22 protein-coding genes are annotated in these 23,652 nt (G+C 69.0%); 15 read left to right on the top strand and 7 right to left on the bottom strand.

The features are described from left to right. Positions 1–48 precede the first annotated feature (48 nt). The 4 genes from AC5Y43_RS21645 to pth all read left to right on the top strand — a co-directional run bounded on the left by AC5Y43_RS21645 (position 49) and on the right by pth (position 3,648). Positions 49–1,293: a cytochrome P450 gene (locus AC5Y43_RS21645; RefSeq protein WP_499975858.1), complete on the top strand. Its 1,245-nt coding sequence runs from the start codon at positions 49–51 to the stop codon at positions 1,291–1,293. Then, positions 1,290–2,159 (top strand): oxidoreductase, encoded by an 870-nt coding sequence (locus tag AC5Y43_RS21640; RefSeq protein ID WP_499975857.1) that lies wholly within the window; start codon positions 1,290–1,292, stop codon positions 2,157–2,159. Before AC5Y43_RS21645 ends, AC5Y43_RS21640 begins: the two co-directional genes overlap by 4 nt. Before the next feature lie 238 nt (positions 2,160–2,397). Beyond that, positions 2,398–3,066, top strand: a complete 669-nt coding sequence (locus AC5Y43_RS21635; RefSeq protein WP_499975855.1) for a 50S ribosomal protein L25/general stress protein Ctc — start codon at positions 2,398–2,400, stop codon at positions 3,064–3,066. A 6-nt stretch (positions 3,067–3,072) separates the two neighbouring features. Next, complete coding sequence (pth, locus tag AC5Y43_RS21630; RefSeq protein WP_499975854.1) at positions 3,073–3,648, top strand: aminoacyl-tRNA hydrolase; 576 nt, start codon at positions 3,073–3,075, stop codon at positions 3,646–3,648. Here the strand turns inward: pth and AC5Y43_RS21625 are convergent, their stop codons facing one another. The 5 genes from AC5Y43_RS21625 to AC5Y43_RS21605 form a co-directional block, all read right to left on the bottom strand. Beyond that, positions 3,649–5,283, bottom strand: a complete 1,635-nt coding sequence (locus AC5Y43_RS21625; RefSeq protein ID WP_499975853.1) for a fatty acyl-AMP ligase — start codon at positions 5,281–5,283, stop codon at positions 3,649–3,651. It abuts the gene before it with no gap. Between the two features lie 258 nt (positions 5,284–5,541). Beyond that, complete coding sequence (locus AC5Y43_RS21620) at positions 5,542–6,522, bottom strand: 4-(cytidine 5'-diphospho)-2-C-methyl-D-erythritol kinase (protein ID WP_499975906.1); 981 nt, start codon at positions 6,520–6,522, stop codon at positions 5,542–5,544. 22 nt (positions 6,523–6,544) lie between these two features. Further along, entirely contained in the window at positions 6,545–7,468 is a 924-nt protein-coding gene (rsmA, locus tag AC5Y43_RS21615) for a 16S rRNA (adenine(1518)-N(6)/adenine(1519)-N(6))-dimethyltransferase RsmA (RefSeq protein WP_499975851.1), read from the bottom strand. Continuing rightward, positions 7,423–8,511 (bottom strand): resuscitation-promoting factor, encoded by a 1,089-nt coding sequence (locus AC5Y43_RS21610; RefSeq protein WP_499975850.1) that lies wholly within the window; start codon positions 8,509–8,511, stop codon positions 7,423–7,425. The genes rsmA and AC5Y43_RS21610 overlap by 46 nt, the downstream gene beginning before the upstream one ends. 229 nt (positions 8,512–8,740) lie before the next feature. Next, positions 8,741–9,580 (bottom strand): TatD family hydrolase, encoded by an 840-nt coding sequence (locus AC5Y43_RS21605; protein ID WP_499975849.1) that lies wholly within the window; start codon positions 9,578–9,580, stop codon positions 8,741–8,743. 19 nt (positions 9,581–9,599) lie between these two features. Between AC5Y43_RS21605 and metG the strand changes: the two genes are divergently transcribed. From metG to AC5Y43_RS21590, 3 genes are all read left to right on the top strand, one after another. Beyond that, the gene (gene metG / locus AC5Y43_RS21600) at positions 9,600–11,171 is read left to right on the top strand and encodes a methionine--tRNA ligase (RefSeq protein WP_499975848.1); all 1,572 of its coding nucleotides are present in this window, start codon (positions 9,600–9,602) and stop codon (positions 11,169–11,171) included. 145 nt (positions 11,172–11,316) lie between these two features. Continuing rightward, positions 11,317–11,679 carry a PAS domain S-box protein gene (locus AC5Y43_RS21595; protein WP_499975846.1) on the top strand — a complete coding sequence of 121 codons (363 nt, stop codon included), beginning with the start codon at positions 11,317–11,319 and terminating at the stop codon, positions 11,677–11,679. Positions 11,680–11,751: 72 nt separating this feature from the next. Beyond that, positions 11,752–12,315: a serine acetyltransferase gene (locus tag AC5Y43_RS21590; protein WP_499975845.1), complete on the top strand. Its 564-nt coding sequence runs from the start codon at positions 11,752–11,754 to the stop codon at positions 12,313–12,315. A 7-nt stretch (positions 12,316–12,322) separates the two neighbouring features. Here AC5Y43_RS21590 and AC5Y43_RS21585 read toward each other — a convergent pair whose 3' ends face one another. Then, on the bottom strand, positions 12,323–12,994 hold the full coding sequence (locus AC5Y43_RS21585; RefSeq protein ID WP_499975844.1) for a TetR family transcriptional regulator: 672 nt from the start codon (positions 12,992–12,994) through the stop codon (positions 12,323–12,325). 203 nt (positions 12,995–13,197) lie between these two features. Beyond that, positions 13,198–13,875, bottom strand: coding sequence for a TetR family transcriptional regulator (locus tag AC5Y43_RS21580; RefSeq protein WP_499975842.1), 678 nt, complete (start codon positions 13,873–13,875; stop codon positions 13,198–13,200). 543 nt (positions 13,876–14,418) lie between these two features. On the opposite strand from AC5Y43_RS21580, the gene AC5Y43_RS21575 reads away from it, so the two are divergent. The 8 genes from AC5Y43_RS21575 to AC5Y43_RS21540 all read left to right on the top strand — a co-directional run bounded on the left by AC5Y43_RS21575 (position 14,419) and on the right by AC5Y43_RS21540 (position 23,644). Further along, entirely contained in the window at positions 14,419–15,639 is a 1,221-nt protein-coding gene (locus tag AC5Y43_RS21575; RefSeq protein WP_499975840.1) for a PPE family protein, read from the top strand. A gap of 127 nt (positions 15,640–15,766) precedes the next feature. Further along, entirely contained in the window at positions 15,767–16,561 is a 795-nt protein-coding gene (locus AC5Y43_RS21570; protein ID WP_499975839.1) for a glycosyltransferase family protein, read from the top strand. Then, on the top strand, positions 16,558–17,220 hold the full coding sequence (locus tag AC5Y43_RS21565) for a PIG-L deacetylase family protein (protein ID WP_499975904.1): 663 nt from the start codon (positions 16,558–16,560) through the stop codon (positions 17,218–17,220). The genes AC5Y43_RS21570 and AC5Y43_RS21565 overlap by 4 nt, the downstream gene beginning before the upstream one ends. 26 nt (positions 17,221–17,246) lie before the next feature. Next, positions 17,247–17,804: a dTDP-4-dehydrorhamnose 3,5-epimerase gene (gene rfbC / locus AC5Y43_RS21560; protein WP_499975837.1), complete on the top strand. Its 558-nt coding sequence runs from the start codon at positions 17,247–17,249 to the stop codon at positions 17,802–17,804. Then, positions 17,801–18,634 carry a WecB/TagA/CpsF family glycosyltransferase gene (locus AC5Y43_RS21555; RefSeq protein ID WP_499975836.1) on the top strand — a complete coding sequence of 278 codons (834 nt, stop codon included), beginning with the start codon at positions 17,801–17,803 and terminating at the stop codon, positions 18,632–18,634. Before rfbC ends, AC5Y43_RS21555 begins: the two co-directional genes overlap by 4 nt. Positions 18,635–18,648: 14 nt before the next feature. Continuing rightward, a complete protein-coding gene (locus tag AC5Y43_RS21550; protein ID WP_499975835.1) occupies positions 18,649–20,154 on the top strand; it encodes a sugar transferase in 1,506 nt (501 codons plus the stop codon). Beyond that, positions 20,154–21,641 carry a flippase gene (locus AC5Y43_RS21545; protein ID WP_499975833.1) on the top strand — a complete coding sequence of 496 codons (1,488 nt, stop codon included), beginning with the start codon at positions 20,154–20,156 and terminating at the stop codon, positions 21,639–21,641. The genes AC5Y43_RS21550 and AC5Y43_RS21545 overlap by 1 nt, the downstream gene beginning before the upstream one ends. Beyond that, complete coding sequence (locus tag AC5Y43_RS21540; RefSeq protein ID WP_499975832.1) at positions 21,638–23,644, top strand: glycosyltransferase; 2,007 nt, start codon at positions 21,638–21,640, stop codon at positions 23,642–23,644. Before AC5Y43_RS21545 ends, AC5Y43_RS21540 begins: the two co-directional genes overlap by 4 nt. The last annotated feature ends 8 nt before the right edge of the window (positions 23,645–23,652 follow it).

Genomic DNA, 23,652 nt, shown 5'->3' with positions numbered 1-23,652 from the left:
CGCTGCTGCGGATGGTCTTGGCCGCCGGCCGCCGGATAGTCGACTCCCATGACGACTCAAACCGCACGTGAGTGCCCAAGCGTTTTCCAAGCCGGCTTGCCCACCTTCGCCTATGACCACCTCACCGACCCCGACGAAGCGCACCGGATCATCGCCGACGCCCGCCGGCAGGCCCCGATCGCGATCGGCCCGCACGGCCCCGAGGTGCTGGGCTACGACCTGGTCCGCCAAGTCCTGCGCGACGGCCGATTCGTCACCGCGCGCGGCCTCGGGCTCGACCTGCAGGGCATCACCTCGGGCCCGCTGTGGGACAGGGCGATCAGCAACATTCTCGGCCTCGACGGCGCCGCGCATCACCGCCTGCGCCGACTGGTGTCGAAGGCGTTCGCTCCCCGCGGTGCCGAGCGGCTGCGCGCACTTGTCGTCGACGTCATCACGAGCCTGGTCGACCCGCTCACCGCCGTCGGGCACTGCGACGTCGTCTCCGACATCGCGCGGCGCTACCCCACGCCGGTGATCTGCGCGCTGCTGGGCGCGCCGCCCGAGGATTGGCAACTGTTCAGCGGCTGGACCGACGACATCAAAAAGTTGTTCGACTGGAACGTCGCCAACGACGGCCCGGCGATCCTGGCGGCATGGGAGCAACTCGACGCCTACCTCGAGGACCTCATCGCCCGCCGGCGCACAGAACTCACCGGCGACCTGATCTCCGAGCTCATCCGCACCGAAGATGACGGCGACCGCCTCAGTCACGACGAAATGGTCATGCTGTGCGCCACGCTGCTCGCCGCGGGCACCGACACCACCCGCAACCAGCTCGCCGCGGCCGTGCAGGTGCTGTGTGCCCACCCCGACCAGTGGGCAATGCTCGCCGGGCACCCGGAGCTGGCGCCCAACGCGGTGCACGAGCTGATGCGTTACTTCCCAATCATTTTCGGCGCCGCCCGCCGTACCGCCGAGGACGTCGAACTGGGCGGCGTATGCATCCCGGCCGGCATCCTGGTCGGCGCCAACACCGCCGCAGCCAACCGCGACGCATGCGTCTACGCCCACCCCGAGCATCTCGACATCACTCGAACCGACCCGCCGGCCATGCTCACCTTCGGCGGCGGCGTGCACTACTGCCTGGGCTCGCATCTCGCGCGGCTCGAACTGACCGAGGCGCTTCGGGTCATCACCCGGTGCATGCCCAACCCTCGCCAGACCGGTCCCGCCCCGTGGAAGGCCATCAGCGGCATCACCGGCCCCACGACCCTGCCGCTGGAGTTCGATGTCGGTACTGTTCGGGCATGACGAACTGGACCGCCGCAGACCTGCCGTCGTTCGCCGGGCGCACCGTGATCATCACCGGCGCCAACAGCGGGCTGGGTGCCGTGACCGCCCGCGAGCTGGCCGGCCGGGGCGCCAAGGTCGTGTTGGCCGTCCGCAACACGGGCAAGGGCGAGGCCGCGGCGCGCGGCATCGCCGGTGACGTCGAGGTGCGCCAGGTCGACCTGCAGGACCTGTCGTCGGTGCGCCGGTTCGCCGACGGCGTCGAGAACGTCGACCTGCTGATCAACAACGCCGGCATCATGGCCGCGCCCTACAAGGTGACCGCCGACGGGTTCGAGAGCCAGATCGGCACCAACCACCTCGGGCATTTCGCGCTCACCAACCTGCTGCTGCCCGAGGTCACCGACCGGGTCGTGACGGTGTCGTCGATGGCGCACTGGCCGGGCCGCATCGACTTCGACGACCTGAACTGGAAGAACCGGCGGTACTCCCCCTGGCTGGCCTACAGCCAGTCGAAGCTGGCCAATCTGCTGTTCACCAGCGAGCTGCAACGGCGCCTCGACGCGGCCGGTTCGCCGCTGCGCGCGCTCGCCGCCCACCCCGGCTACTCGCACACCAACCTGCAGGGGGCCTCGGGTCGCAAGCTGGGCGACGCGCTGATGTCGGCGGCCACCCGGGTGTTCGCCACCGACGCCGATTTCGGCGCCCGGCAAACCCTGTACGCGGCGTCGCAGGACCTGCCGGGCGATACGTTCATCGGCCCCCGGTTCGGCTCCGTCGGGCGCACCCAACCGGTCGCGCGCAGCCGACGGGCGCGGGACGCCGCGACCGCGGCCAAACTGTGGGACCTGTCCGAGCAGCTCACCGGGGTCAAATTCCCGCTTTAGCGCGCCGAGACTGCGCACAGAGCGCCGACACGCCGGCGGATGTGACCCTGGACGCAGACTCGATCGGCGGGTTGGGCGAAGTCCGCCGAATTTCCGCTCCACGGCGCCCATGCGCTACCCTGACCGGGCGTCACGGCGAGGGTGCTCAGCCACATGGCCAGCACCGTTATCGACGGAGACCGACTCCTTTGTCGCGATCCCGCCGTGCCCCGAACGAGAGCACGCGAGGAGCGACACGATGGCCAAGTCCGCAGGCAACCAACTCACCGCGACGGTGCGCACCGAGACCGGCAAGGGCGCGTCCCGCCGGGCCCGCCGCGACGGCAAGATTCCCGCCGTCCTCTACGGCCACGGCGCCGACCCCCAGCACCTGGAACTGCCCGGGCACGACTTCGCGGCGGTGCTGCGCCACTCGGGCACCAACGCGGTGCTGACCCTCGACATCGCCGGCAAGGAACAGCTGGCGCTGACCAAGGCGCTCGACATCCACCCGATCCGCCGCACCATTCAGCACGCCGACCTGCTGGTCGTGCGGCGCGGCGAGAAGGTCCAGGTGGAGGTCAACGTCGTCATCGAGGGCGAGGCCGGCCCCGACACCCTGGTCACCCAGGAGACCAACACGATCGAGATCGAGGCCGAGGCCCTGTCGATTCCGGAGCAGTTGTCGGTGTCCGTCGAGGGCGCCGAACCGGGCACGCAGTTCACCGCCGGGCAGATCACCCTGCCGCGCGGCGTCAACCTGGTCTCCGACCCCGACATGCTGGTGGTCAACGTGGTCAACGCGCCGACCGCCGCGGACCTCGAGGAGGAGGGCGCGGGCGAGGTCGCCGAAGGCGAAGCAGCGCCTGCCGCCGAGGCCGAGGAAGAGGGCGGCGAGGCCGAGGCCCCCGCGGCCGAGTCCGAGTAGCGCGACGTGGCCGAACCCCTTCTGGTGGTCGGCCTGGGCAACCCGGGAGACAACTACGCCCGCACCCGCCACAACCTCGGGTTCATGGTCGCCGACCTGCTCGCCGCGCGGCTCGGTTCGAAGTTCAAGGCGCACAAGCGTTCCGGCGCCGAAGTCGTCAGCGGCCGGCTGGCCGGGCACTCGGTGCTGGTGGCCAAGCCGCGCTGCTTCATGAACGAATCCGGCCGGCAGGTGGGGCCGTTGGCGAAGTTCTACTCGGTGGCCCCCGCCGACCTCATCGTCATCCACGACGACCTCGACCTCGACTTCGGTCGCATCCGCCTGAAGATCGGCGGCGGCGAGGGCGGCCACAACGGGTTGCGTTCGGTGGCGAACGCGTTGGGCACCAAGGAATTTCAGCGGGTGCGCATCGGAATCGGGCGCCCGCCCGGGCGCAAGGACCCGGCGGCGTTCGTGCTGGAAAACTTCACCGCCGCCGAGCGTGCCGAGGTCCCCACGATCTGCGAGCAGGCCGCCGACGCCACCGAGGCGCTCATCGAACTGGGGCTAGAGCCCGCCCAGAACCGGGTCCACGCCTGGTAGTCAGCTGACCAGCGTGACCGACGTGGATCGCCGCAGCTTGCCCGACGGCGTCTTCGGGATGGTGCCGGGGCCCAGCACCACGACATTGCGCGGACGCACGTCGACCTCGGCCACCACCTCGTGGGCGACCTGGTGCTCGATGCGGCGCACCTCGGCCGGGTCCTGCCAGGCGTTGGACTCGACCGCGACGGCGAACGTCTCGCGGGAGTGGCCGGCGTCGAGGCGCACCGCCACGGCGCAACCGGGCCGGACCCCGTCGACGCGGCTGGCGGCCCGCTCGATGTCGGTCGGGTAGATGTTGCGGCCCGCCATGATGATGACGTCCTTGACGCGGCCGCAGACCACGACGTGGCCCTCCTCGGTCAGGTAGCCGAGGTCACCGGTGTCGTACCAGCCGTGCTCGTCCTGGGCCGGGATGAAGCCGCCCATGGTGAGGTAGCCGGGCGTCAGCGACTCGCCGCGCAGCTCGATCACCCCGACGCCGCGCGCCGGCATCACGTTGCCGTTCTCGTCGACGATGCGGGCCTCGAGATCCTTCAGCAGGGGGCCCAGCGTGGCCAGCCGGCGGGTGTTGCCCTTGGTGGCGGGGACGGCGCGGCGCAGGGCGGCCAGCAGGTCGGCGTCGACCTCGTCGACGACCAGACCGGCGTTGCACTCGGAGAACGACACGGCCAGCGTGGTCTCGGCCATGCCGTAGGCCGGCAGGATCGCCGAGGACCGCAGGCCGAACGGCTTGCCCGCGTCGAGCAGGTCCTCGACGTCGGCGGGTTCGACGGGCTCGGCGCCGGACAGCGCGAAGCGCAGGGTCGACAGGTCGAAGTCGCCGGGCTTGGCCTGCCGGCGCAGCCGCTTGGCCAGCAGCGCGTAGGCGAAGTTCGGCGCCGCGGTCATGGTGCCCTTGTACTTGTCGATCAGCTTGGCCCACAGCAGCGTGTCGCGCAGGAAGTCCATGGGCGTGACCTTGACCAGCTCCGCGCCGAAGTACATCGGGATGGTCAAAAAGCCGACCATGCCCATGTCATGGAAGCAGGGCAGCCAGCTCACCATGACGTCCTTGTGGATGTCGTACTGGGCGCCGATGAACATGGCCTCGGCGTTGGAGTAGATGTTGCGATGGGTGATCTGGACCGCTTTAGGGGAGCCGGTAGACCCGGACGTTAACTGCATCAGCGCCAGGTCGTCCTCGCCGACCTCGATCGGATCGATCGGCTCGCATGCCAGCAGGTCGGAGACGGTGAGGACCTTGATGCCCTTCTCCTCGAGCACGGGGATGGCCACCAGGAAGGGCTCCGAGACGATGACGGCCTTGGCCTCGATCATGCCGATCACGGTCATGGTGTCCTCGGCCCACGCAGCCAGGTCCGTGCGCGGGGTGGGCTGGTGCAGCATGGTCAGGCTGGCGCCGCGAATCCACAGACCCTGCGCCGTCGGGGCGATCTCCACCGGGAAACCGGCGAGCACACCGACCGCGTCGCCGAGGCCGATGCCCGCGGCGGCCAGGCCGCCCGCGATGCAGCGCGCGCGCTCGTGGACCTCGCCCCAGGTATGCCGGACCGGGGCGTGGGGTTCACCAGTGACCATGCCCGTCGTCGCGGTGCGAGCATTGCGGAACATCTTGTCGGTAAACCTGCTCACAAAAACCTCCTCGGTTCCGGCATTTTCCCCAAGGACCGGATTCTCATGTTCCGCCTGCTGGGCACTACTTTGCAGCAGGCACGCGAGCACAATTGCGCGGCGGTTAGGTCTCGAAACGGCGATGAGGCGATGAGTCCGCCGGGATGCCCGGCGGACGACGGAATCGAGTGGTCCTTCTTACCGCTGCTCGTCACCGCGAGCTATCTTAAACTCCTCTTAAGTAACTAACAAACCGTCACGCCGGATGAGTGCGATCTCTCACACTTCGGTGGGCGTCGGCACGACGCGCGCGCCGGGCACCGGTCCGGTCGCGACCCGCACGGTGCGACAGACGCCCGCCCCCGACAGTTGCGTCCCGACGTCCACCGCCGCCGCCGCCGACGTGCACAGGAACGCGCAGGTCGGGCCCGACCCGGACACGATGCCCGCCAGCGCGCCGGCGTCCACACCGGCGCGCAGCGCGGCGCGCAGGCCGGGGTTCAGGCTCACCGCGGCCGCCTGCATCTCGTTGCCCAGCAGCGGCGCCAGTTGTTCGGGATCACCCGCGGCCAGCGCCGCCAGCACCGGGCCCGGCTCGGCGAGTCGCGGCGGCACCGTGCCCTTGCGATGGCCCTTCGCCTGGCCGTCGCGCAGCCGGTCCAGCTCGGCGTACACCGCCGGGGTGAGCAGCTCGCCGTCGGCGAAGGCCAGCACCCAGTGGAAGCTGTTGCGGGACAACACCGTTGCCAGCTCCTCACCGCGACCGGTGCCCAGGGCGGTGCCGCCGTGCAGAGCGAACGGCACGTCACTGCCGAGCCGCGCGGCCAGCATGCGCAGATCGCGGCGCGGCACGTTGAGTTCCCACAGCGAGTTCATCGCGACCAGCACCGCCGCCGCGTCCGCGCTGCCGCCCGCCATGCCGCCGGCCACCGGGATGGATTTGTCGATCATGATCGAAACGTCGGGGGCGCGCCCGACGTGTTCGGCCATCAGCTCGGCGGCCTGCCAGGCCAGGTTGCGTTCGTCGGTGGGCAGCTTTTCCGCGCCCTCCCCGATGAGCTCGAGCGAGAGCACGTCGGCGTTGCGCACCGTCACCTCGTCGAGCAGCGAGACGGCCTGGAACACCGTCGTCAGCTCGTGGTAGCCGTCGTCGCGGCGATCCCCGACGGCCAGGTAGAGGTTGACCTTCCCGGGCACCCGGACGGTGACCGACCCGGTGGGCACCCACTGTGCGGCGGTGTTTCCGTCAGACATGATCAGCCACCGCAGCAGACTATCGCGGTCAGCTCGCCGGGGCGTGCCCCGGAACGGCCGAGCGTCGCAGCAGCCGCACGAAGTCGTCGATGGACAGCGTCTCGCCGCGACGGGCCGGGTCGATGCTGGCGGCCAGCAACCGATTGGCCGACTCGTTGCCCGAGCCCGCCCACGTGGCGAACGCGTTGCGCGAGGTCTTGCGCCGCTGCGCGAACGCGATGTCGACGAGCTCGAACACCTGCCGCCGGAAGTCGTCGTCGGTCGGCCACGGCGTGCTCGCATACCGGTCGATGCGCACCAGCCCGGAGTACACGCGCGGGATCGGCCAGAAGACGGTCGGCGACACCATGCCGCACCGCCGCACCCGCCCGAAGAAGCGGACCTTCACGCTGGGCACGCCGTATTCCTTGCCGCCCGGTTCGGCGGCCAGCCGTTCGGCGACCTCGGCCTGCACCATCACCGTGACCACCCGAATGGACGGGAATTCGGCGAGCAGGTGCAACAGCGCGGGGACCGCGACGTTGTACGGCAGGTTGGCGACCACAGCGGTGGGCTCTTCGGCAAGCTCGTCGCGGCGCAGGGTCAACACGTCGCGGTTGCACACCGACAGCCGGTTGATCTCGCTGTGCGAGTGCTCGGCGACAGTCTGCGGCAGCCGGTCGGCGAGCACCGGGTCGATTTCGACGGCGGTGACGGTGGCGCCGCGGTCAAGCAGCGCCAGCGTGAGCGAGCCGAGGCCGGGACCGACCTCCAGCACATGATCGGAGCGCCCGACGCCGGAGGCCGTAACCACCCGACGCACCGTGTTGGCGTCGTGAACGAAGTTCTGGCCCAACGCTTTTCGTGGCCGAAATTCCAATTCTTTGGCCAGCCGCCTGATCTCGGTACGCCCGAGCAGCCGGATCGTCAGCTTGCACCAGCTCTTCCGCTGCACACCGGCCACGCGCCCCATCCCTGCCGCGACCGGGTCACCTCGGCGATCGCGATCTGCTCCTCGCGGGTAGCGAGGTCGGCACGCGCGGCGAACCGCAGCCCGCCGTTGCGCTCCCAGGTGCCCTGATCGAACTGCACACCGCCGTAGTACCCGTTGCCGGTGTTGATCGCCCAGTTGCCGCCGGCCTCGCAGCCCGCGATGGCGTCCCAGACCGATCCGTTGCTGACCGGGGGCACGTCGGTGCCGGGCTTGGTGCCCACGCGCACCACGGCCTCACGGGCCGGGGCGATCACGGTGTTGGCGATGGGCAGCCGGCCGGTCTCGACGCCGTTGACCGTGGCCACCGCGAACGTCACGTCCTGGGTGCCCGGGCTGCCCGGGTCCTCGACGACCTGGCGGCTGACGTTCATCTGCGGGTCCTCGATGCGGCGCGCCGGCGGCTGCAGCGGGATCCGCTCGGTGACCCGCTGAATCCGGTTGCGGGTCACCTGGACCTGCATTCCGTCGACGATCGGGGACGCCGCGCCGGGCACCACCTGGTCGCTCTCCAGGAGCGGCGCGCCGGCGGCGCTCAGCAGGCCCGCGACGTTCGGCGCCGGCAGGTGCACGCTGCGCGTCGCGCCGCCGTCGTTGATCAGGACCGTCTTGGCGCTCACGACCGGCAGCGCCATCCCGGCCAGCGGGACCCTGCTGCCGCGGGAGGCGGCGGCCGGGGCGGTGTCGGTCATCGCGAGCTGGGCCAGCGCCTCGTCGACCGTCGACGCCGTCGTCCAGACCTGCTTGGGGTCGTGGCCGTCCAGCGAGATCTGCAATGGGCGACTGCGGCGCAGCACGATGTTGGCGGCGTCGCGCACGCTCACGTCACCGGCGGGGTACAGGTCGTCGCGCTCGTCGACGGCGAAGCCGTTCTCCTGGACGATGTCGATCACCCGCGACTTCATCGTCGTCACATGCATCGCGACGCCGTCGACGGTCAGCGTCACCGTCTTGCTCGCGGAGACAGCGAACCCGCCGGCCAGCCCCAGCGCCAGGAGCAACGCTCCGGCCAGCAGGCGCAACATCGGTGATGAAGTTTGATGAAGTTTTGTCAATACAGTCGATACAGGCAACGCGCTTCCCCGACCTCAGCAACCAGTTACGAACACTCAGCAGAAAATGACTACAAAATTGGAGGGCGCTTAGCACGCCCTCCGTACGATCACAAGACGGTAACGAACCGGCCAATGTTGAGCAACTCCCACACACCCTTCAAACCAGGATGTCGGGAAAATCACCCGGCGCCGACAGCGGTCAGGACGCAAGCCCATAGACCCGACGGGCATTGCTGGTGGTGCTCTGCGCCACGTCCTCCGGACGGCGATCCAGCAGCTCAGCGATCGCCCGGACAGTATAGGGCAGGCAGTAGGGCTCGTTCGCTGCGCCCCGATAGGGATGCGGCGTCAGGAACGGGGCGTCGGTTTCCACCAGCAGCCGCTCCGCCGGTATCAGCGGCACGGCCTCGCGCAGCGCGCGGGCGTTGCGAAAGCTGACCGTGCCCGAAAGGCTGAGCAGCCACCCGGCGTCCACGCAGCGGCGCGCCATCGCGCTGTCCGAGGAAAAACAGTGGAAGATCACGGCGTCCGGGGCGCCCTCGGCCGCCAGCACGTCGAGCACCTCGGCGTCGGCCTCGCGATTGTGGATCATCAGCGGTTTGCCGCACCGCTTGGCCAACTCGATGTGCCACGCGAAGGCGTCGCGCTGCACGGCCGGCTCCGCGCAGCCCTCCAGGCGGCCCGGCCAGTAGAGATCCATCCCCGTCTCGCCGACGGCCACCACCCGGGGGTGGGCCGCCAGCCGCTCGATTTCGGCGCGCGCCGCGTCGTCGAGCGCGCCGGCGCGGGTCGGGTGCAACGCCACCGCGGCGTAAACCCGTGGGTCCCATTCGGCGGCCCGCGTCACCCAGCGCGCCGAGTCCAGGTCGTCGGCGATGGTGACCACCGCGCCGACGCCGACGACGGCCGCGCGTTCGACGATGGCCCGCACCCCCGCCGCGTCGCGCGCGCCGCAGGCGTCGAGGTGGGTGTGGGCGTCGACCAAGGGCGCCAGGGGCTCCGGGGCGGGCGGCGGCGGTCGTTTGGAACTCACGCGCACACAATAGGGTGATCTCTCAATGAGGCCCTACTACGTCACCACGGCGATCACCTACCCGAACGGCGAGCCGCACGTCGGGCATGCCTACGAGTACATCGCCACCGACGCGATCGCGCGGTTCAAGCGGCTCGACGGTTTCGACGTCCGGTTTCTGACGGGCACCGACGAGCACGGCCTGAAGATGGTCGAGACCGCCGCCGCGGAGGGCATCGCGACGGCCGATCTGGCCCAGCGCAATTCGGATGTGTTCCAGCGGTTGCAGGAAAAGCTCAACATCTCCTTCGACCGGTTCATCCGCACCACCGACGCCGATCACCTGGAGGCCTCCAGGGCGATCTGGCGGCGGATGGCCGACGCCGGCGATATCTACCTGGACACCTATTCCGGTTGGTACTCGGTGCGCGACGAGCGGTTCTTCGTCGAATCGGAAACGGAGGCCATCGACGGCACCCGCATCGCCTCCGAGACCCGCGCGCCGGTGACCTGGACCGAGGAGCAGACCTATTTCTTTCGGCTCTCGGCGTATGCCGACCGGCTGCTGGCCCACTACGAGGCGAACCCCGACTTCATCGCCCCCGAGGCACGGCGCAACGAAGTGGTCAGCTTCGTCTCCGGCGGCCTGCGCGACCTGTCGATCTCGAGGACCTCGTTCGACTGGGGCGTGCAGGTGCCCGAGCACCCCGATCACGTCATGTACGTCTGGGTCGACGCGCTGACCAACTACCTGACCGGCGCCGGCTACCCCGACACCGATTCCGAGTTGTTCCGCCGCTACTGGCCTGCCGACCTGCACATGATCGGCAAGGACATCATCAGGTTCCACACGGTCTACTGGCCGGCGTTTTTGATGTCGGCCGGAATCGAGCTGCCGCGAAGGGTTTTCGCGCACGGATTTCTGCTCAACCGCGGCGAGAAGATGAGCAAGTCGGTGGGCAACATCGTCGCCCCCGACGACCTGGTCGACACGTTTGGGGTGGACCAGGTGCGCTACTTCCTGCTGCGCGAGGTCCCGTTCGGCCAGGACGGCAGCTACAGCGAAGAGGCGATCGTCACCCGGATCAACGCCGACCTCGCCAACGAGCTGGGCAACCTGGCGCAGCGGTCGCTGTCGATGGTGGCCAAGAACCTGGGCGGCACGGTGCCCGAACCGGGCGAGTTGACCGCCGCCGACAGCGAACTGCTGGCCGTCGCCGACGGCCTGCTGGAGCGGGTGCGCTCCAACTTCGACAACCAGGCCATGCACCTGGCCCTCGAAGCGATCTGGCTGATGCTCGGGGACGCGAACAAGTACTTCTCCGCGCAGCAGCCCTGGGTGTTGCGCAAGAGCGAGTCGGCCGCCGACCAGGTGAGGTTTCGCACCGTGCTCTACACCACCTGCGAAGCGGTTCGCATCGCGGCGCTGCTGGTCCAGCCGGTCATGCCCGAGTCGGCCGGCAGGCTGCTGGACCTGCTCGGCCAAACCGACGACCAGCGGACGTTCCGCGCCGTCGGCGCGCGACTGGTTGCGGGCACGGTCCTGCCGGGGCCCGCGGGCGTGTTCCCGCGCTACGAAGTCACGGGGACGAGACCGGCTTCCGGCACGACGGTTTGAGCGAAAATATATATTTTCAGTTCTTTCCGAACGCATTCATAGGCGTCTCGCCTGTCGATCGAAGAATGTGTCGGAACCGCTCCATGCCATAGGACATAATCGGCGTGTGGAGCGACGACGAAACCGGCAACAGAGCCAATCGCCGATGACTACCTTGAAGCAGTTGCCCGCGTTGGTCGTCCTGGAAAGAATTCCGATTCCCGTGCTCGCGATCGGGCATGACGGCAGCATCCTGTTCACCAACACCGCATTCGCCGACATGGTGGGCTTCGAGCCCGAAGAGGTTCTGTCCCTGCGGTTCTACGAAATCTTCCACGAGGCGCCGGAGTCCGAATCGTTGCTGTCGGTCGTACACGCGCTCGCGAACATGGTCGTCGAATTGGCGCACAAGGACGGCTCGGTGGTGCGCGCTTTGATGAGCAAGTCGGCGGTCCTGCGCGCGGACGATCAATTCGCCCTGGCGGCGTTTCAGGATTTGACCGAACAATTGTGGGTGGACGAGCGATAGGCTGGTCGCTTCACAGCTATACCACAGGTATGATTGGTCGCATTCTGGCGTACTTGTAGTACGGTGGTCGTCGTGATCGCGACGCGTGAGGAATTGCGAACTTACCTGGCGTCGGACTTGCGGGCGAACGGTCTCGAGCGGTGGAAGTTTCGCTACCGCCTGCTGGAGCGCCCCGCCTACTTCCAGCGCATGTTGCGCAAATCCGAGTACTGGACGAACACCGCCCGCACGCCCTTCGGGCACCTCGTCGCGGCCTGGTTGCGCTTGCGCACAAAGCTTCTCGGCGAGCGCGTCGGCCTCTACGTGTCGCGCAACGTGTGCGGCCCGGGCCTTTCGCTGGTGCACCCCGGCCCGATCTGGGTGCACTTCAAGGCCCGGATAGGCGCCAACTGCCGGATCTACCAGGGCGTGACGATCGGTGAGGCCAGGGGCAAGGTCCCCGTCATCGGCGACGACGTCTGGATCTATCCGCTCGCGATGGTGCTCGGCGTCGACGTCGGCGACCGCGCGTGCATCCTCGCGGGATCCGTCGTCACCAAACCGGTGCCCGACGATGCCGTGGTGGCCGGCGTCCCCGCCCGGATCGTGGGGTTGAACCGGGAGGCCGCGACGGCCGCAGCGGCCGTCAACGTCTAGTTCGCCGTCAGTTCCTGGCGGGCGCGGCCGTCCCCGCATGCCGCAGCGCCTCGCGGGAGAGGAACTGGCGAAAGTACGGCAGCGACGCCTCCGTCGCGATCGACGCGAGCAAAAGTTCCCACATCTGATTGGTGCGTTCCGCGGTCTTCTCACCTGCGTTCGCCGACATGGCATTGGCCAGGAATCGCGCGCCGAACATCGCGCCGACGATCGCCTCGCTGATGACGTCCGGATCGAGTTCGTCGCGCAGGTCGCCCTCGGTGCCCGCCCTGCGGGCCTGGGTCGCCATCAGCTCGACCAGGTTTGCGCAGAAGCGGGTGGCCGCGTCGTTGAATCCGCTTAGGGCAGCGGTCAATTGCTCGGCCGCGCGGGCCGTCTTGTCGGAGGTGAGCAGGTTGGCGATGGTGAACGTGCCGTGGATCATGTTCTCCAGCGCCGGCGACGACGACCCGCACACGTTGCGGAAGGCGACAAGTATTGTCTCCGAACCCTCCCCGATGATGGCCGACGCCAGCGATTCCTTCGAATCGAAGTGGTGGTACAGCGCGCCCTTGGTCATCCCAGTCCGCTCGATGATGGTGTTCCATCCCGCCGCCGCGTACCCGACGTCACCGAAGACGTCTATCGCTGCGTCGAGGATCTTTCGCCGGGTGGCCTCCGATCGAACCTGGCGCGCCATCGCGTCTGTACCTCCAGAGTTCAGTCGATGTCCTCGGTCCCCGGATCTTGACGTCTCAGCAAATGTTCCGGCGAGGGCAGTAAGCGTAACAGCCGCCGCACCGAGGGCGTCGCGTCTGCGGTAACGGCATCGAGCCCGCGCTCAGATCGCGAATTCGGGCTTTACGGCGCGCTGGTTGCAGTCTCGGCGCAAACGGCGGGCCATTAGTCGGAGTCCGCCGGGGTCGAGGTGGACGTGATGGCGAGCGACGCACGCCGCCTGAGGAATTGGCGGAAGTATTCGGTCCGGTCCGCCTGCAGGATGCCGGTCAGCATGAGCAGCCAGCACTTCTCCAGGTCGCGCAGGAACCGCTCGGGCTCTTCCAGATTGCTGGTCTGCCGCAGCCCCATGTGCAGGGAGACCATCAGCCGCCCCACATCCTGGGGATCGCAGTCCTCGTGGATGTCGCCCTCGGCAATGGCCTGCTCGACGACTCCGGCCAGCGCCTTGGCCCACTCGTCCAGCAGCCGCTTCTGCAGGCCCTCCGACCGGCCGACCGACTCGAGCAGGTTCAGCCCCGCCCGGACCCCGTCGGTCTTGATGTCGCCGACGGCGATCAGATACGAGAAGTCGATGAGGGTCTCCAGGCCCGAAAGGCCGCGGGTGAGCAGTTCTTCCACCGCGCTGGCGCCGTCGCTGGTCTGCCGCTCGATGATCGCCACGGCCAACGCGTGCTTGGAGCGGAAGTGGAAATACATTGCCCCCTTGGTCAGTTCCGCTTCCGCGAGGATGTCGTCGAGCCCGACGTCGTGGTAGGCGCGCCGGGCGAACTGATGCGAGGCGGCCTGCAGAATCTGTCGCCGCGTCGCGTCCGCGCGGCCGTCGGTCGAGTGGGTCGTCATCGGGACCGGGAGCTCAGCTGTCCGGTGCGGGCCGATCGCGCTCCTGCGTACGCGATCCGGGCGATCATTCCGGGGCCTGCGCCACGGCCCGGATCGATCGATTCCACGTTCAGGGCGCCTTCCTCGAGCAGGGCAAACACCCGGTTCTAGAGCCAACACTCACCGGCGTGTTTTCGGCGGCATTTGGGCCGTCTCTGAGGTTAGCAGTCGGTTGTCGCGCTGAGGCGTTCAACGCTGCGGGTCGAGTTCACGAACTTGGAAATACTTTCGGTGCGCTGCGGGGCTGCACTCCGAACTAAAAGTATGTAGAATCCCCTTCCATGGGGATTTCAGTTTGTTGGCCTGGTCAGCGCGTGAATTCGGGGCTCACGGCGCGCGGCGCAGCCCGCTTCTGCGGCCGATCGGCGCGGCGGACGGCCGGTGCGCGGGGCCCGTGGCCTGTGTCGTTGGTCACTTCGCAGGCCGGGACGGTGCCCGCGGCGGGGACGGCTTCGGCCACCGCCGACGTGGCAGCGGCCCGCTAGCGAACCGGGGTCCGAAGCGATGGATTTTGGTGCCTTTCCCCCGGAGATCAATTCTCTGAGGATGTACACCGGCCCGGGGCCGGGGTCGATGGTGGCCGCCGCGGCGGCGTGGGACGACCTGGCGGCCGAGCTGCATGCCGCCGCGGCGTCGTACCGCTCGGTGATCTCGGGATTGACCGTCGGGCGGTGGCTGGGGCCTTCGTCTTTATCCATGGCGTCCGCGTTCGGGCCGTATGCGGCGTGGACGGCGGGGGCCGCCGCGCGGGCCCAGGAGGCGGCCAGCCACGCGAAGCTCGCCGTGGAGATCTACGAGGCCGCCTTCGCGATGACGGTGCCCCCCGCGGCGGTGGCGGGCAACCGCGCCCAGCTCGCGGTGCTGGTCGCGACCAACTTCTTCGGCCAGAACTCGCCGGCGATCGCGGTCACCGAGGCCGAGTACGGCGAGATGTGGGCGCAGGACGCCGCGGCGATGTATCAATACGCCGCCAACTCGGCGGAGGCCGCCGACCTGACCCCGTTCGCGTCGGCGCCGGACGTCGTCAATTCCGCCGGGGTGACCGGGCAGGCCACCGCCGTGTCCGAGGCCGCCGCGGGCACGTCCACCCAGCAGTTCTCGCTGGCCGGCCTGATGTCTTCGCTGTCCTCGATGTTGCAGAACCTGGCGACCCCGACCTCGGTGAGCGCCGCGAGCACGGGGACCGAAACGTCCTGGGGCACGCTGCTCGGGGGCAGCACCGGGTCGGGGCTATCGCTGTCCAGCTTCATGACCAACTTCGAGGACAACCTGCCCGCCATCCTGCCCGGCTACCTGATGGTTGCCGCCACCCCGTTGTACGGGCTGTCCAGCGTGCTCGGCATGGCCCAGACGCTGCAGGGGCTGGCCAGCACCGCGGCCCAGGGCGCCGCCGCGGCCGCCGGGGACGCCGCCGCGGCGGCCGCCGGCGCGGCCGAATCCCTCGGCGCGGGTGTGGCCGGCGGCCTGGGTCAGGCCGCCTCGCTGGGCTCGCTGTCGGTGCCTGCCAGCTGGACCAGCGTCATCCCCGCCGCGCACTTGACCGGCGCGGGTGCGGTGCTGCCGAACGCCGGCGGCCCCGGCGGCCTGGGGGGCGTGCCGCCGAGCCTGCTGGGCGGGCTGCCGCGCGCGGCGGGGGGCCCGCAAGCGCCCGGACCGCGCTACGGGCAGATCCCGACCGTGATGGCGCAACCGCCCTCCGGCGGCTACGGGGCGTCGATCGTATGACGGCCGGACGGGGCCACAGGCCCGACATACCGGAAGTATCTTTAGACGCTCCTATACGGAGACTCGGTCTCCTCAAAGCGGCGCTCGTCTCCCGCGGCGCCTTCCGTCATCCGAAGGGGTGGGTGTCATGAAAGTCGTGCTTTTCTGCGGTGGTTACGGCATGCGGATGCGCACCGCCGAGGGTGACCTCGTCCCCAAGCCCCTGCAGATGGTCGGGCCCCGGCCGCTGCTGTGGCACGTGATGCGCTACTACGCGCACTACGGGCACAAGGAATTCATCCTGTGCCTGGGCTACGGCCAATCGATGGTCAAGGATTTCTTCCTCAATTACCGCGAGATGGAGTCCAACGACTTCGTCATGCGCTCCGGCCGGATCGAGCTGCTCGATTCCGACATGTCCGACTGGACGATCACCTTCGTCGACACCGGGCTGGAGTCCCCGATCGGCGAGCGGCTGCGACGGGTGCGCAAGTACCTCGGCGACGACGAGTACTTCCTGGCCAACTACGCCGATGTGCTGACCGACGCGCCGCTGGACACCATGATCGAGCGATTGCAGACCAGTGGCGCCGCGGCCTCCATGCTGATCGTGCCGCCCCAGTCGTCGTTCCACTGCGTCGATGTCAGCGCCGACGGCGACATCAAGGAGATCGCGCCCATCGCCAAGTTCCCGATCTGGGTCAACGGCGGCTACTTCGTCCTCACCCAGGAGGTCGTCGACCTCATTCCCGAAAACGGCGACCTCGTCGGCGATGCCTGCATGAGCCTCGCCGGCAGCGGGCGTCTCCTGGGCTATCAGCACGACGGCTTCTGGAAACCGGCCGACACGTTCAAGGAACGCGCGGAACTCGACGCCGACTACAACGCCGGACACCGGCCGTGGATGGTGTGGGAGCGACCCGCTGCGAGACGTTCGGCATGATCGGGCTGACCACCGGCGCAATCGGTTCGATTGCCGCCATCGGAGCGCACTGCGACGACATCGCCATCGGCGCCGGCGCGACGCTGCTGCAAATCGCCCACCACAACCCGGGCGTCGTCGTGCACGCCCTGGTGTTCACGGGGGCGGGCACCGAGCGCGAGGTCGAGGAAAAGAACGCATTCGCCGCGTTGTTCCCGCAATCCGACGTGCGGTTGACGGTCGCCGACCTGCCCGACGGCCGCCTGCCGGAGCATTGGGGCGCGGTCAAGCGCCACCTCGCCGAGTTCCGCGGGCAGTGCGAGCCCGACCTGGTCCTCGGACCGCAGCGCCACGACTACCACCAGGATCATCGTGCGGTCGCCGAGCTCATCCCGACGGAGTTTCGCGCCCATTTGGTGCTGGGCTACGAAATCCTCAAGTGGGAGTCCGACCTGCCGAATCCGACTGTCTACGTGGATGTTCCGAGCGAACTTGCCCGCAAGAAGGCCGAGGTGCTTTCCCGGTCGTATCCGTCTCAAGCGGGCCGTGACTGGTTCGACGAGGAGGCGTTCCTCGGCCTGATGCGGATCCGCGGCGTGCAGTGCCGGGCCCGCTACGCCGAGGCCTTCACGGGGGAAAAGACGCTGCTGCGCCCGTGCGCCGTCCCCGCGCCCAACTGACCGACAGCCGCCGAGAAGGGAACCGAATGAAGTACACGCCCACGAGTGTCGCCGGGGTGACGATCATCGACATCGAACCCCATCGCGACCATCGCGGCTTCTTCTCTCGATCCTTCTGCGCCGACGAATTCGCCACCCACGGCCTGATTCCCGAAGTGGCGCAAACGAGTATCTGCTTCAACCACACCCGCGGCACGGTGCGCGGCCTGCACCGGCAGGCGCCGCCGCACGCCGAGGCCAAACTGGTGCGGTGCGTGCGCGGCGCCATCGTCGACGTCGCGGTCGACGTACGCCCCGAATCGCAGACCTACGGCAGGCACGTGATGGTGGAGCTCAGCGCGGACAACCGCCGGGCGCTGTTTTTGCCGCCGTACGTCGCGCACGGCTTTCAGACCCTGACCGACGACACCGAGATCCTGTACCAGATCAGCGGTCCCTACGTGCCGGGTAGCGAGGAGGGATTCCGCTGGGACGACGCCGAATTCGGCATCAAGTGGCCGCTGCCGGTGACCGTCATGTCGGAGCGTGACGCCAGCTGGCCCTGCCTGCAGGAGGAGGCCGCGGCCGGGAGCGGGGCGTCGTGACGCCCCCGCCGGTGCGCATGGTCGTCAGCGGCAGCGTCGTGGAGCGCTGCGACACCGGCCAGGTGCTGTCGATCATCGCGGGCCGGCTGCGCTCGCAGTCGCCCGGCCTGGCGGTGGGCTCGGTGAACCTCGACCACCTGCACCACTTCCGCGCGCTGGGCGCGGCACCCGAGGGCAGGCTGGAATGGCTGCTGCTGGCCGACGGCATGCCGATCGCCTGGCGCGGCCGACTGCTGACCGCGAAGCCGTGGCCGCGCGTCACCGGCGCCGACCTGCTGCCCGAGGTCCTGGCGTTGGCGGAGTCGACGGGCCAACGGGTCGGTTTCTTCGGCGGTAGCGTCGAGACGCATCACCTGCTGACGCAGCGCCTCCGCGGCCGCTACCCCGCGCTGGCGGTCTCGGGAATGTGGGCGCCCGACCCGGCCGACGTCGACTCGCGTTCGGAGGCTCTCGTCGCCGACATCCGCGCGGCGGGCACCGACATCCTGGTGGTCAGCCTCGGCAAGCCCCGGCAGGAGCAGTGGATCGACCGGCACGGGTTCGCCACCGGGGCAAGGATTTTCCTGCCCTGCGGCGGCGCCATCGACTTCCTGGCCGGCATGACGAACCGGGCGCCGCACTGGATGCAGCGCATCGGGCTGGAGTGGTTCTACCGGTTGACGCGCGAACCCAGGCGGCTGGCGCGCCGGTACCTGGTGCAGGGCCCGCTGGCCTTGCTGCGCGCATCGCGGGCCCAGCTCATCTGCTACCCCGGCGTGTACTACGCCGGGACACCCGCGATCGACGTTCCCGAAAACCTGCCCGTCGCAGTCGAATCGGCGAGCGCGTAGGCGAGGAAGCCATCATGACGACGACGCTTCGAGCCGGCACCGGCCTGACGACGCTGCCCGCGCACCCGGCGCGGCGGGCGCGGGTCACAGCCGCCTCCCGCTGGCAGCAGCGGTACTCGGCGCGTCTTCGCATCACCGACTCGGCGATCGTCTGCGCCTCGGTCGCCCTCGCCCAGTTTGTCCGGTTCGGGGACGAACCCAACACGTCAGGCTACCCCGGCCAGCTGATGACGCTGTTCTCGGCACTCTTTGCGGCACTGTGGCTCTCGGCGCTGGCGATGTTCCAGACGCGGTCGACCCGGATCGTCGGCGCCGGGATCGACGAGTACCGCCGCATCGCCAGCGCGTCGTTCTGGACGTTCGGGTTCATCGCCATCGTGACGCTGCTCGCCAAGATCGACCTGGCCCGCGGCTACCTGGCCGTCGCGCTTCCCGCCGGCACCGTCGGACTGCTGGCGAGCCGCAACCTGTGGCGCAAACACGTCTGGCACAAACGGGCGCAGGGCCAGTACCAGACCATGGTGCTGGCCATCGGGGACCGGCCGGGCGTTTCCCACCTCGCCCGCGAGCTGATCCGCAACCCCAACGACGGCTACGTGGTGGTCGGCGTGTGCATTCCGGGATACGGCCCGCCGCGCGGCGAAACGCTGACGGTGCGGGGCCGAAAGATCGCGATCCTCGGCGACGAGACCGCCGCGGTGGCCGCGATCGGCGAGTGCGGCGCGGACACGGTGGCGGTGACGCGCACCGAACACTTCGGCGTGCACGGCATCCGGGACCTGATGTGGCGGCTGGAGACCAAGGACGTCGACCTGGTGGTGTCGCCAGGCGTGGTGGACGTCGCCGGGGCACGGTTGACCCTCAAGCCGATCGCGGGATTCCCGTTGCTGCACGTCCAAAAGCCGCAATACGAAGGGACGCAACGGTTTCAGAAGCGCGCCTTCGACTTCTGCTTTTCCCTGGCCGCGCTCGTCGGGACGTCGCCGCTACTGGTCGCGGCGGCGGTCGGGATCAAGGCGACCGGCAAGGGACCCGTCTTCTACCGCGCCGAGCGCATCGGCCTGGACGGCAGGCCCTTCACCATGCTCAAGTTCCGCACCATGGTGGACGGCGCCGACACCCAGGTCGATAGCCTGCTACCGCTCAACGAGGGCGCCGGCGGCATGCTCTTCAAGATCCGGCGCGACCCGCGGGTCACGCCCGTCGGCCGGGTACTTCGCCGGTTCAGCATCGACGAGCTGCCGCAGTTCATCAACGTGCTCAAGCAGGACATGAGCGTGGTCGGCCCCCGCCCGCCGTTGCGGCGGGAAGTCGAGAACTACGACGGCGAGGTCAAGCGGCGGCTGCTGGTGAAGCCGGGCGTCACCGGGCTATGGCAAGTCAGCGGCCGTTCCGACCTGTCCTGGGAGGACTCGGTGCGGCTCGATTTGTCCTACGTCGACAACTGGTCGATGGCTGGTGACCTGCTCATCATCGCGCGCACCCTCAAGGCCGTTTTGACCAGCGACGGAGCCTACTGATGGGCGGCGAGACCACGCTCGAACAGGACTCGACTTCGCCGGCGGCTCCGGAAGCACCGTCGGTGCCGCGGTCGCGGATCGCGCACGCGTTCTCCGTCCAGCTGATCTGCCGCGCGCTGGGGATGGTGGCTTCGGTGGTCTCGGTGGCGATGACCGCCCGTTACCTCGGTCCGGGCCGCTACGGCCAGCTCACCATCGCGATCGCCTTCGTCGGAATGTGGGCCAGCCTGGCCGATCTCGGTATCGGCACCGTCATCGTGCGCCGCGTCACCTCGGGCACCGGGGACCTGGAGCGCCTCGTGCGCGTCAACAGCGGCCTGTCGCTGGTGTACTGCCTGCCGCTCGCCGCGCTCGCCGCGGGCTCGGGCCTGCTGCTCTACCACGACGGGGACGTGCGGGTGATGCTCGTCGTGCTCTCGGGCCAGCTGCTGATGCTGACGATGACGACGCGCTTCGAGCCGGTGTTCCTTGCCACCGTGCGCTTTTCGGCGGTGGCCTTCTCCGACGTCGCGGGCAGGCTGGGCACGCTGTCGATGGTCAGCTACCTGGTCGCCACCCACGCCGACGTCATCTGGTTCGCGGTGGCCCAGCTCATACCGCCGGCGCTGCAGCTGCTGATCCAGGGCACCGCGGCGGCCCGGCACATCTCGCTGCGGCCGATCTTCGCGCCGCGCGAAGTCGCGGACCTGTTGCGGGAGAGCATATTTCCGATCGGCGTCGCGGTGCTCGGCGTGCTGTACTGGCGCGCCGACGGCGTCATCCTGTCGAAGGTGAGCACGCATGCCGAGGTCGGGGTCTACGGACTGGCCTACACGGTCGCGTTCAACACGCTGATCGTCTCGGTGTTCTTCCTCAAGGCGACACTGTCGACGGCCACCGAACTGTTTTCGCGCAATGTCGCCGCCTTCGCCGACTTCCTGCGGCGCTGCGTCGAGCTGATGTACTTCGTCGGGATCCCGGTGGCCATCATCGGTGTGCTGCTGTCGCGACCGCTGATCGAGTTGTTCGGCGATCGCGACTTCGTCGATCGCGGCGCGCCGACCTTGGCGACGCTATTCGTGGCGGTGGCACTGCGCTTCGTCACCGGCACCCTCGGTCAGGCCCTGTTCGCCTGCCACCACCAGAAGTTCCTGTTCCGGCTGTCGATCGCGACGCTGACGTTCAACGTGGTGCTGAACCTGTTGCTGGACGGGCGATTCGGCGCGGTGGGCGCCGGCCTCGCGTTGGTGGGTACCGAGCTGTTCGGCATGGTGGTGGCCAGCTGGTGGCTGCGCCGCGCATGCGACTATCGCACCCCGGTGGCGTTCCTGGTCCGGCTGCTGGCGCCCACTGCGGCCTGCGTCGCGGTGGCGCTGGCCCTGTCGGGCCACCCGGTGGTGCTGATCGTGGCGGCCGCGGCCGCCACCTACCTGATCACCAGCGCGATGATCGGACCGTTCACCCGATCGACGTTGACCACGCTCTTCGACAAACAGGTGGCGGCATGACAACCGAACTGGATCGGCCATATCTGCAGCAGGCGGTCAACGGCGCCAGGCCCCCGCGGCCGCTGGCGGTGCTGATCGTGACCTACAAGAGCCACGACCTCGTGGAGCAATGCCTGGCCGGCGTCGCCGAACACCTGCCGGAGCTACCGGTTTACGTCTACGAGAACAGCGGCGACCCGTATCCCGGCCGCGAGGAGCTCGCCGCCCGCCACCCCGGGGTGCACTGGGTGCTGGGTCCGGTCAACCTCGGCTTCGGCGCGGCCTTCAACGCGTTGGTGAACCACACGCCGGGCGACGCCGACCTGTTGCTGCTCAATGCCGATACCCGGATCCGGGGACCGCTGAAGCGGACCAGGGAATTGCTGAACGAGGACGGAGTGGCGGCCGTCTCCCCGCTGGTGCGCGACGACGGAGCGGCCGGACCGGCTCGTTGGGACGTCGCGACGCGGCGCCGGACGCTGAGCCGGGCGCTGGTCGCGGCCGCCGGCTATTCGGATCGCCTGCGGGGCACGGCGATCTCGCACCTCTACTCTCGTCAGCCCGACGAATCACACAGCATCGACGGCTATCTGGGCGGCGTGTGCCTGGCGATCAACCGTGCGGCCTGGGACCAGATCGGCGGCTTCGACGAGGAGTTCTTCCTCTACGGCGAGGAAACCGACTGGCAGGCCCGGGCCGGCGCGGCGGGCTGGCGCATTCTGCTGGCCGACGAGTTCGAGATCGAGCACGGCAACCCGGCGGCAGCGACAGCTGAATGCGAACCCGACGCCGTGCACGGCGCCGAGGTGCCGACCGTCGAGCGCTACCGCAATCGGGACCTGTTGCGCGCCAACATCGCGCTGCTGCTCGAACGGCACCACAGCGTTCACCATGCGGACGTGTACCTGGCCGGCACCACGCTGCTGGACCGGCTGCAGCGGTCCAAACGGGACGCGCGGAAGCGCGTCAGCGCCGCCCGCCACACGGGCAAGCCGTCGATAGTGATCACCACCAACCGCCTGGTCTATGGCGGCGCCGAACGCCAGAAGGCCTTGCTGGCAACGGAATTGGACCGCCGAGGTTACCCCGTGACCATTGTGTGCATGCAGCGGTTCGGCCCGCTGATCAAGGAAATCCCCCACTGCGTGCGCGTGGTACGCCAACCCTGGTGGGCGCCGGCGGTCGACCTGCCCGCCGGCCCGGCCGTACTGATCAGTGGCGACACCAACACCGAGACGGGGTTTGCGACGCTGTGGCGCGCGCGCGGCGGCGGCCGCCGCTGGTTGGTCGCCCCACACGTGCCCCCCGAGACCGACCGCCCCATCTACTCACGACCGCTGGCCGCCGCGATGAGCCGCGCCGACGGCTTCGTCGTTCTGGCGCAACGGCAATGGGACATGCTCGGCCTGCACCACCGGCTCACGGGCCGCCTGTTCGTCGCGCCGAACGGCGTCACCGTGCCGGGCGAGCCGGACCGCCGTCGCCCCGGCGCCGGGGAACCCCATCTGGTGATGCTGTCGCGGATTCTCGACCACAAAAACCCCCACCTGCTGGTCGAGGCGCTCGCCGGCCTGGCGCATCTGCCCTGGAAGCTCTCGATATTCGGCGACGGTCCGGATCGGGAGCGGCTGCAGGAGCGCACCCCCGCCGAGTTGCGCGACCGCGTGCAGTGGCGCGGATGGGCAGCCGGCCCGGGGCCCGCGCTGGCCGACGCGGACTTGCTCTGCGTGCCAAGCCGATCCGAGGCATTCCCACTGGTGATCCTGGAGGCGATGGCGCGGGGCGTTCCGGTAGCGGCGTCGGCGACGTGCGCGGTGCCCGAGATGCTCGACTTCGGCGGGGCGGGGTTCGTCGTCGAACCCATTACGGTGTCGGCATGGCGGGACGCATTGGCCGGGATCATCGGCGACCCGGTCGCGCTGGCGTCGATGGGACGCCGCGGGTACGCGCGCCTGCGCGAGCATTACACGGTGGAGGCAATGACCGACGCCTACCTCGAGGCGATCAACGCGATGGCCGCATGATCGCCCGA

The organism is Mycobacterium sp. NGS57, from assembly GCF_059812405.1.
Note: the sequence above shows the minus strand (reverse complement) of the source record. Positions and strands in the feature narration are given on the sequence as shown.

What these genes read in the sequence shown, in the direction of transcription:
- AC5Y43_RS21645 (WP_499975858.1), top strand. Translation starts at nt 49, where the DNA reads ATGACGACTCAAACCGCACGTGAGTGCCCAAGCGTTTTCCAAGCCGGC.
- AC5Y43_RS21640 (WP_499975857.1), top strand. Translation starts at nt 1,290, where the DNA reads ATGACGAACTGGACCGCCGCAGACCTGCCGTCGTTCGCCGGGCGCACC.
- AC5Y43_RS21635 (WP_499975855.1), top strand. Translation starts at nt 2,398, where the DNA reads ATGGCCAAGTCCGCAGGCAACCAACTCACCGCGACGGTGCGCACCGAG.
- rsmA (WP_499975851.1), bottom strand. Translation starts at nt 7,468, where the DNA reads ATGGGGCGCGTGGCCGGTGTGCAGCGGAAGAGCTGGTGCAAGCTGACG.
- AC5Y43_RS21610 (WP_499975850.1), bottom strand. Translation starts at nt 8,511, where the DNA reads ATGTTGCGCCTGCTGGCCGGAGCGTTGCTCCTGGCGCTGGGGCTGGCC.
- metG (WP_499975848.1), top strand. Translation starts at nt 9,600, where the DNA reads ATGAGGCCCTACTACGTCACCACGGCGATCACCTACCCGAACGGCGAG.
- AC5Y43_RS21595 (WP_499975846.1), top strand. Translation starts at nt 11,317, where the DNA reads ATGACTACCTTGAAGCAGTTGCCCGCGTTGGTCGTCCTGGAAAGAATT.
- AC5Y43_RS21585 (WP_499975844.1), bottom strand. Translation starts at nt 12,994, where the DNA reads ATGGCGCGCCAGGTTCGATCGGAGGCCACCCGGCGAAAGATCCTCGAC.
- AC5Y43_RS21580 (WP_499975842.1), bottom strand. Translation starts at nt 13,875, where the DNA reads ATGACGACCCACTCGACCGACGGCCGCGCGGACGCGACGCGGCGACAG.
- AC5Y43_RS21575 (WP_499975840.1), top strand. Translation starts at nt 14,419, where the DNA reads ATGGATTTTGGTGCCTTTCCCCCGGAGATCAATTCTCTGAGGATGTAC.
- AC5Y43_RS21570 (WP_499975839.1), top strand. Translation starts at nt 15,767, where the DNA reads ATGAAAGTCGTGCTTTTCTGCGGTGGTTACGGCATGCGGATGCGCACC.
- AC5Y43_RS21565 (WP_499975904.1), top strand. Translation starts at nt 16,558, where the DNA reads ATGATCGGGCTGACCACCGGCGCAATCGGTTCGATTGCCGCCATCGGA.
- rfbC (WP_499975837.1), top strand. Translation starts at nt 17,247, where the DNA reads ATGAAGTACACGCCCACGAGTGTCGCCGGGGTGACGATCATCGACATC.
- AC5Y43_RS21550 (WP_499975835.1), top strand. Translation starts at nt 18,649, where the DNA reads ATGACGACGACGCTTCGAGCCGGCACCGGCCTGACGACGCTGCCCGCG.
- AC5Y43_RS21545 (WP_499975833.1), top strand. Translation starts at nt 20,154, where the DNA reads ATGGGCGGCGAGACCACGCTCGAACAGGACTCGACTTCGCCGGCGGCT.
- AC5Y43_RS21540 (WP_499975832.1), top strand. Translation starts at nt 21,638, where the DNA reads ATGACAACCGAACTGGATCGGCCATATCTGCAGCAGGCGGTCAACGGC.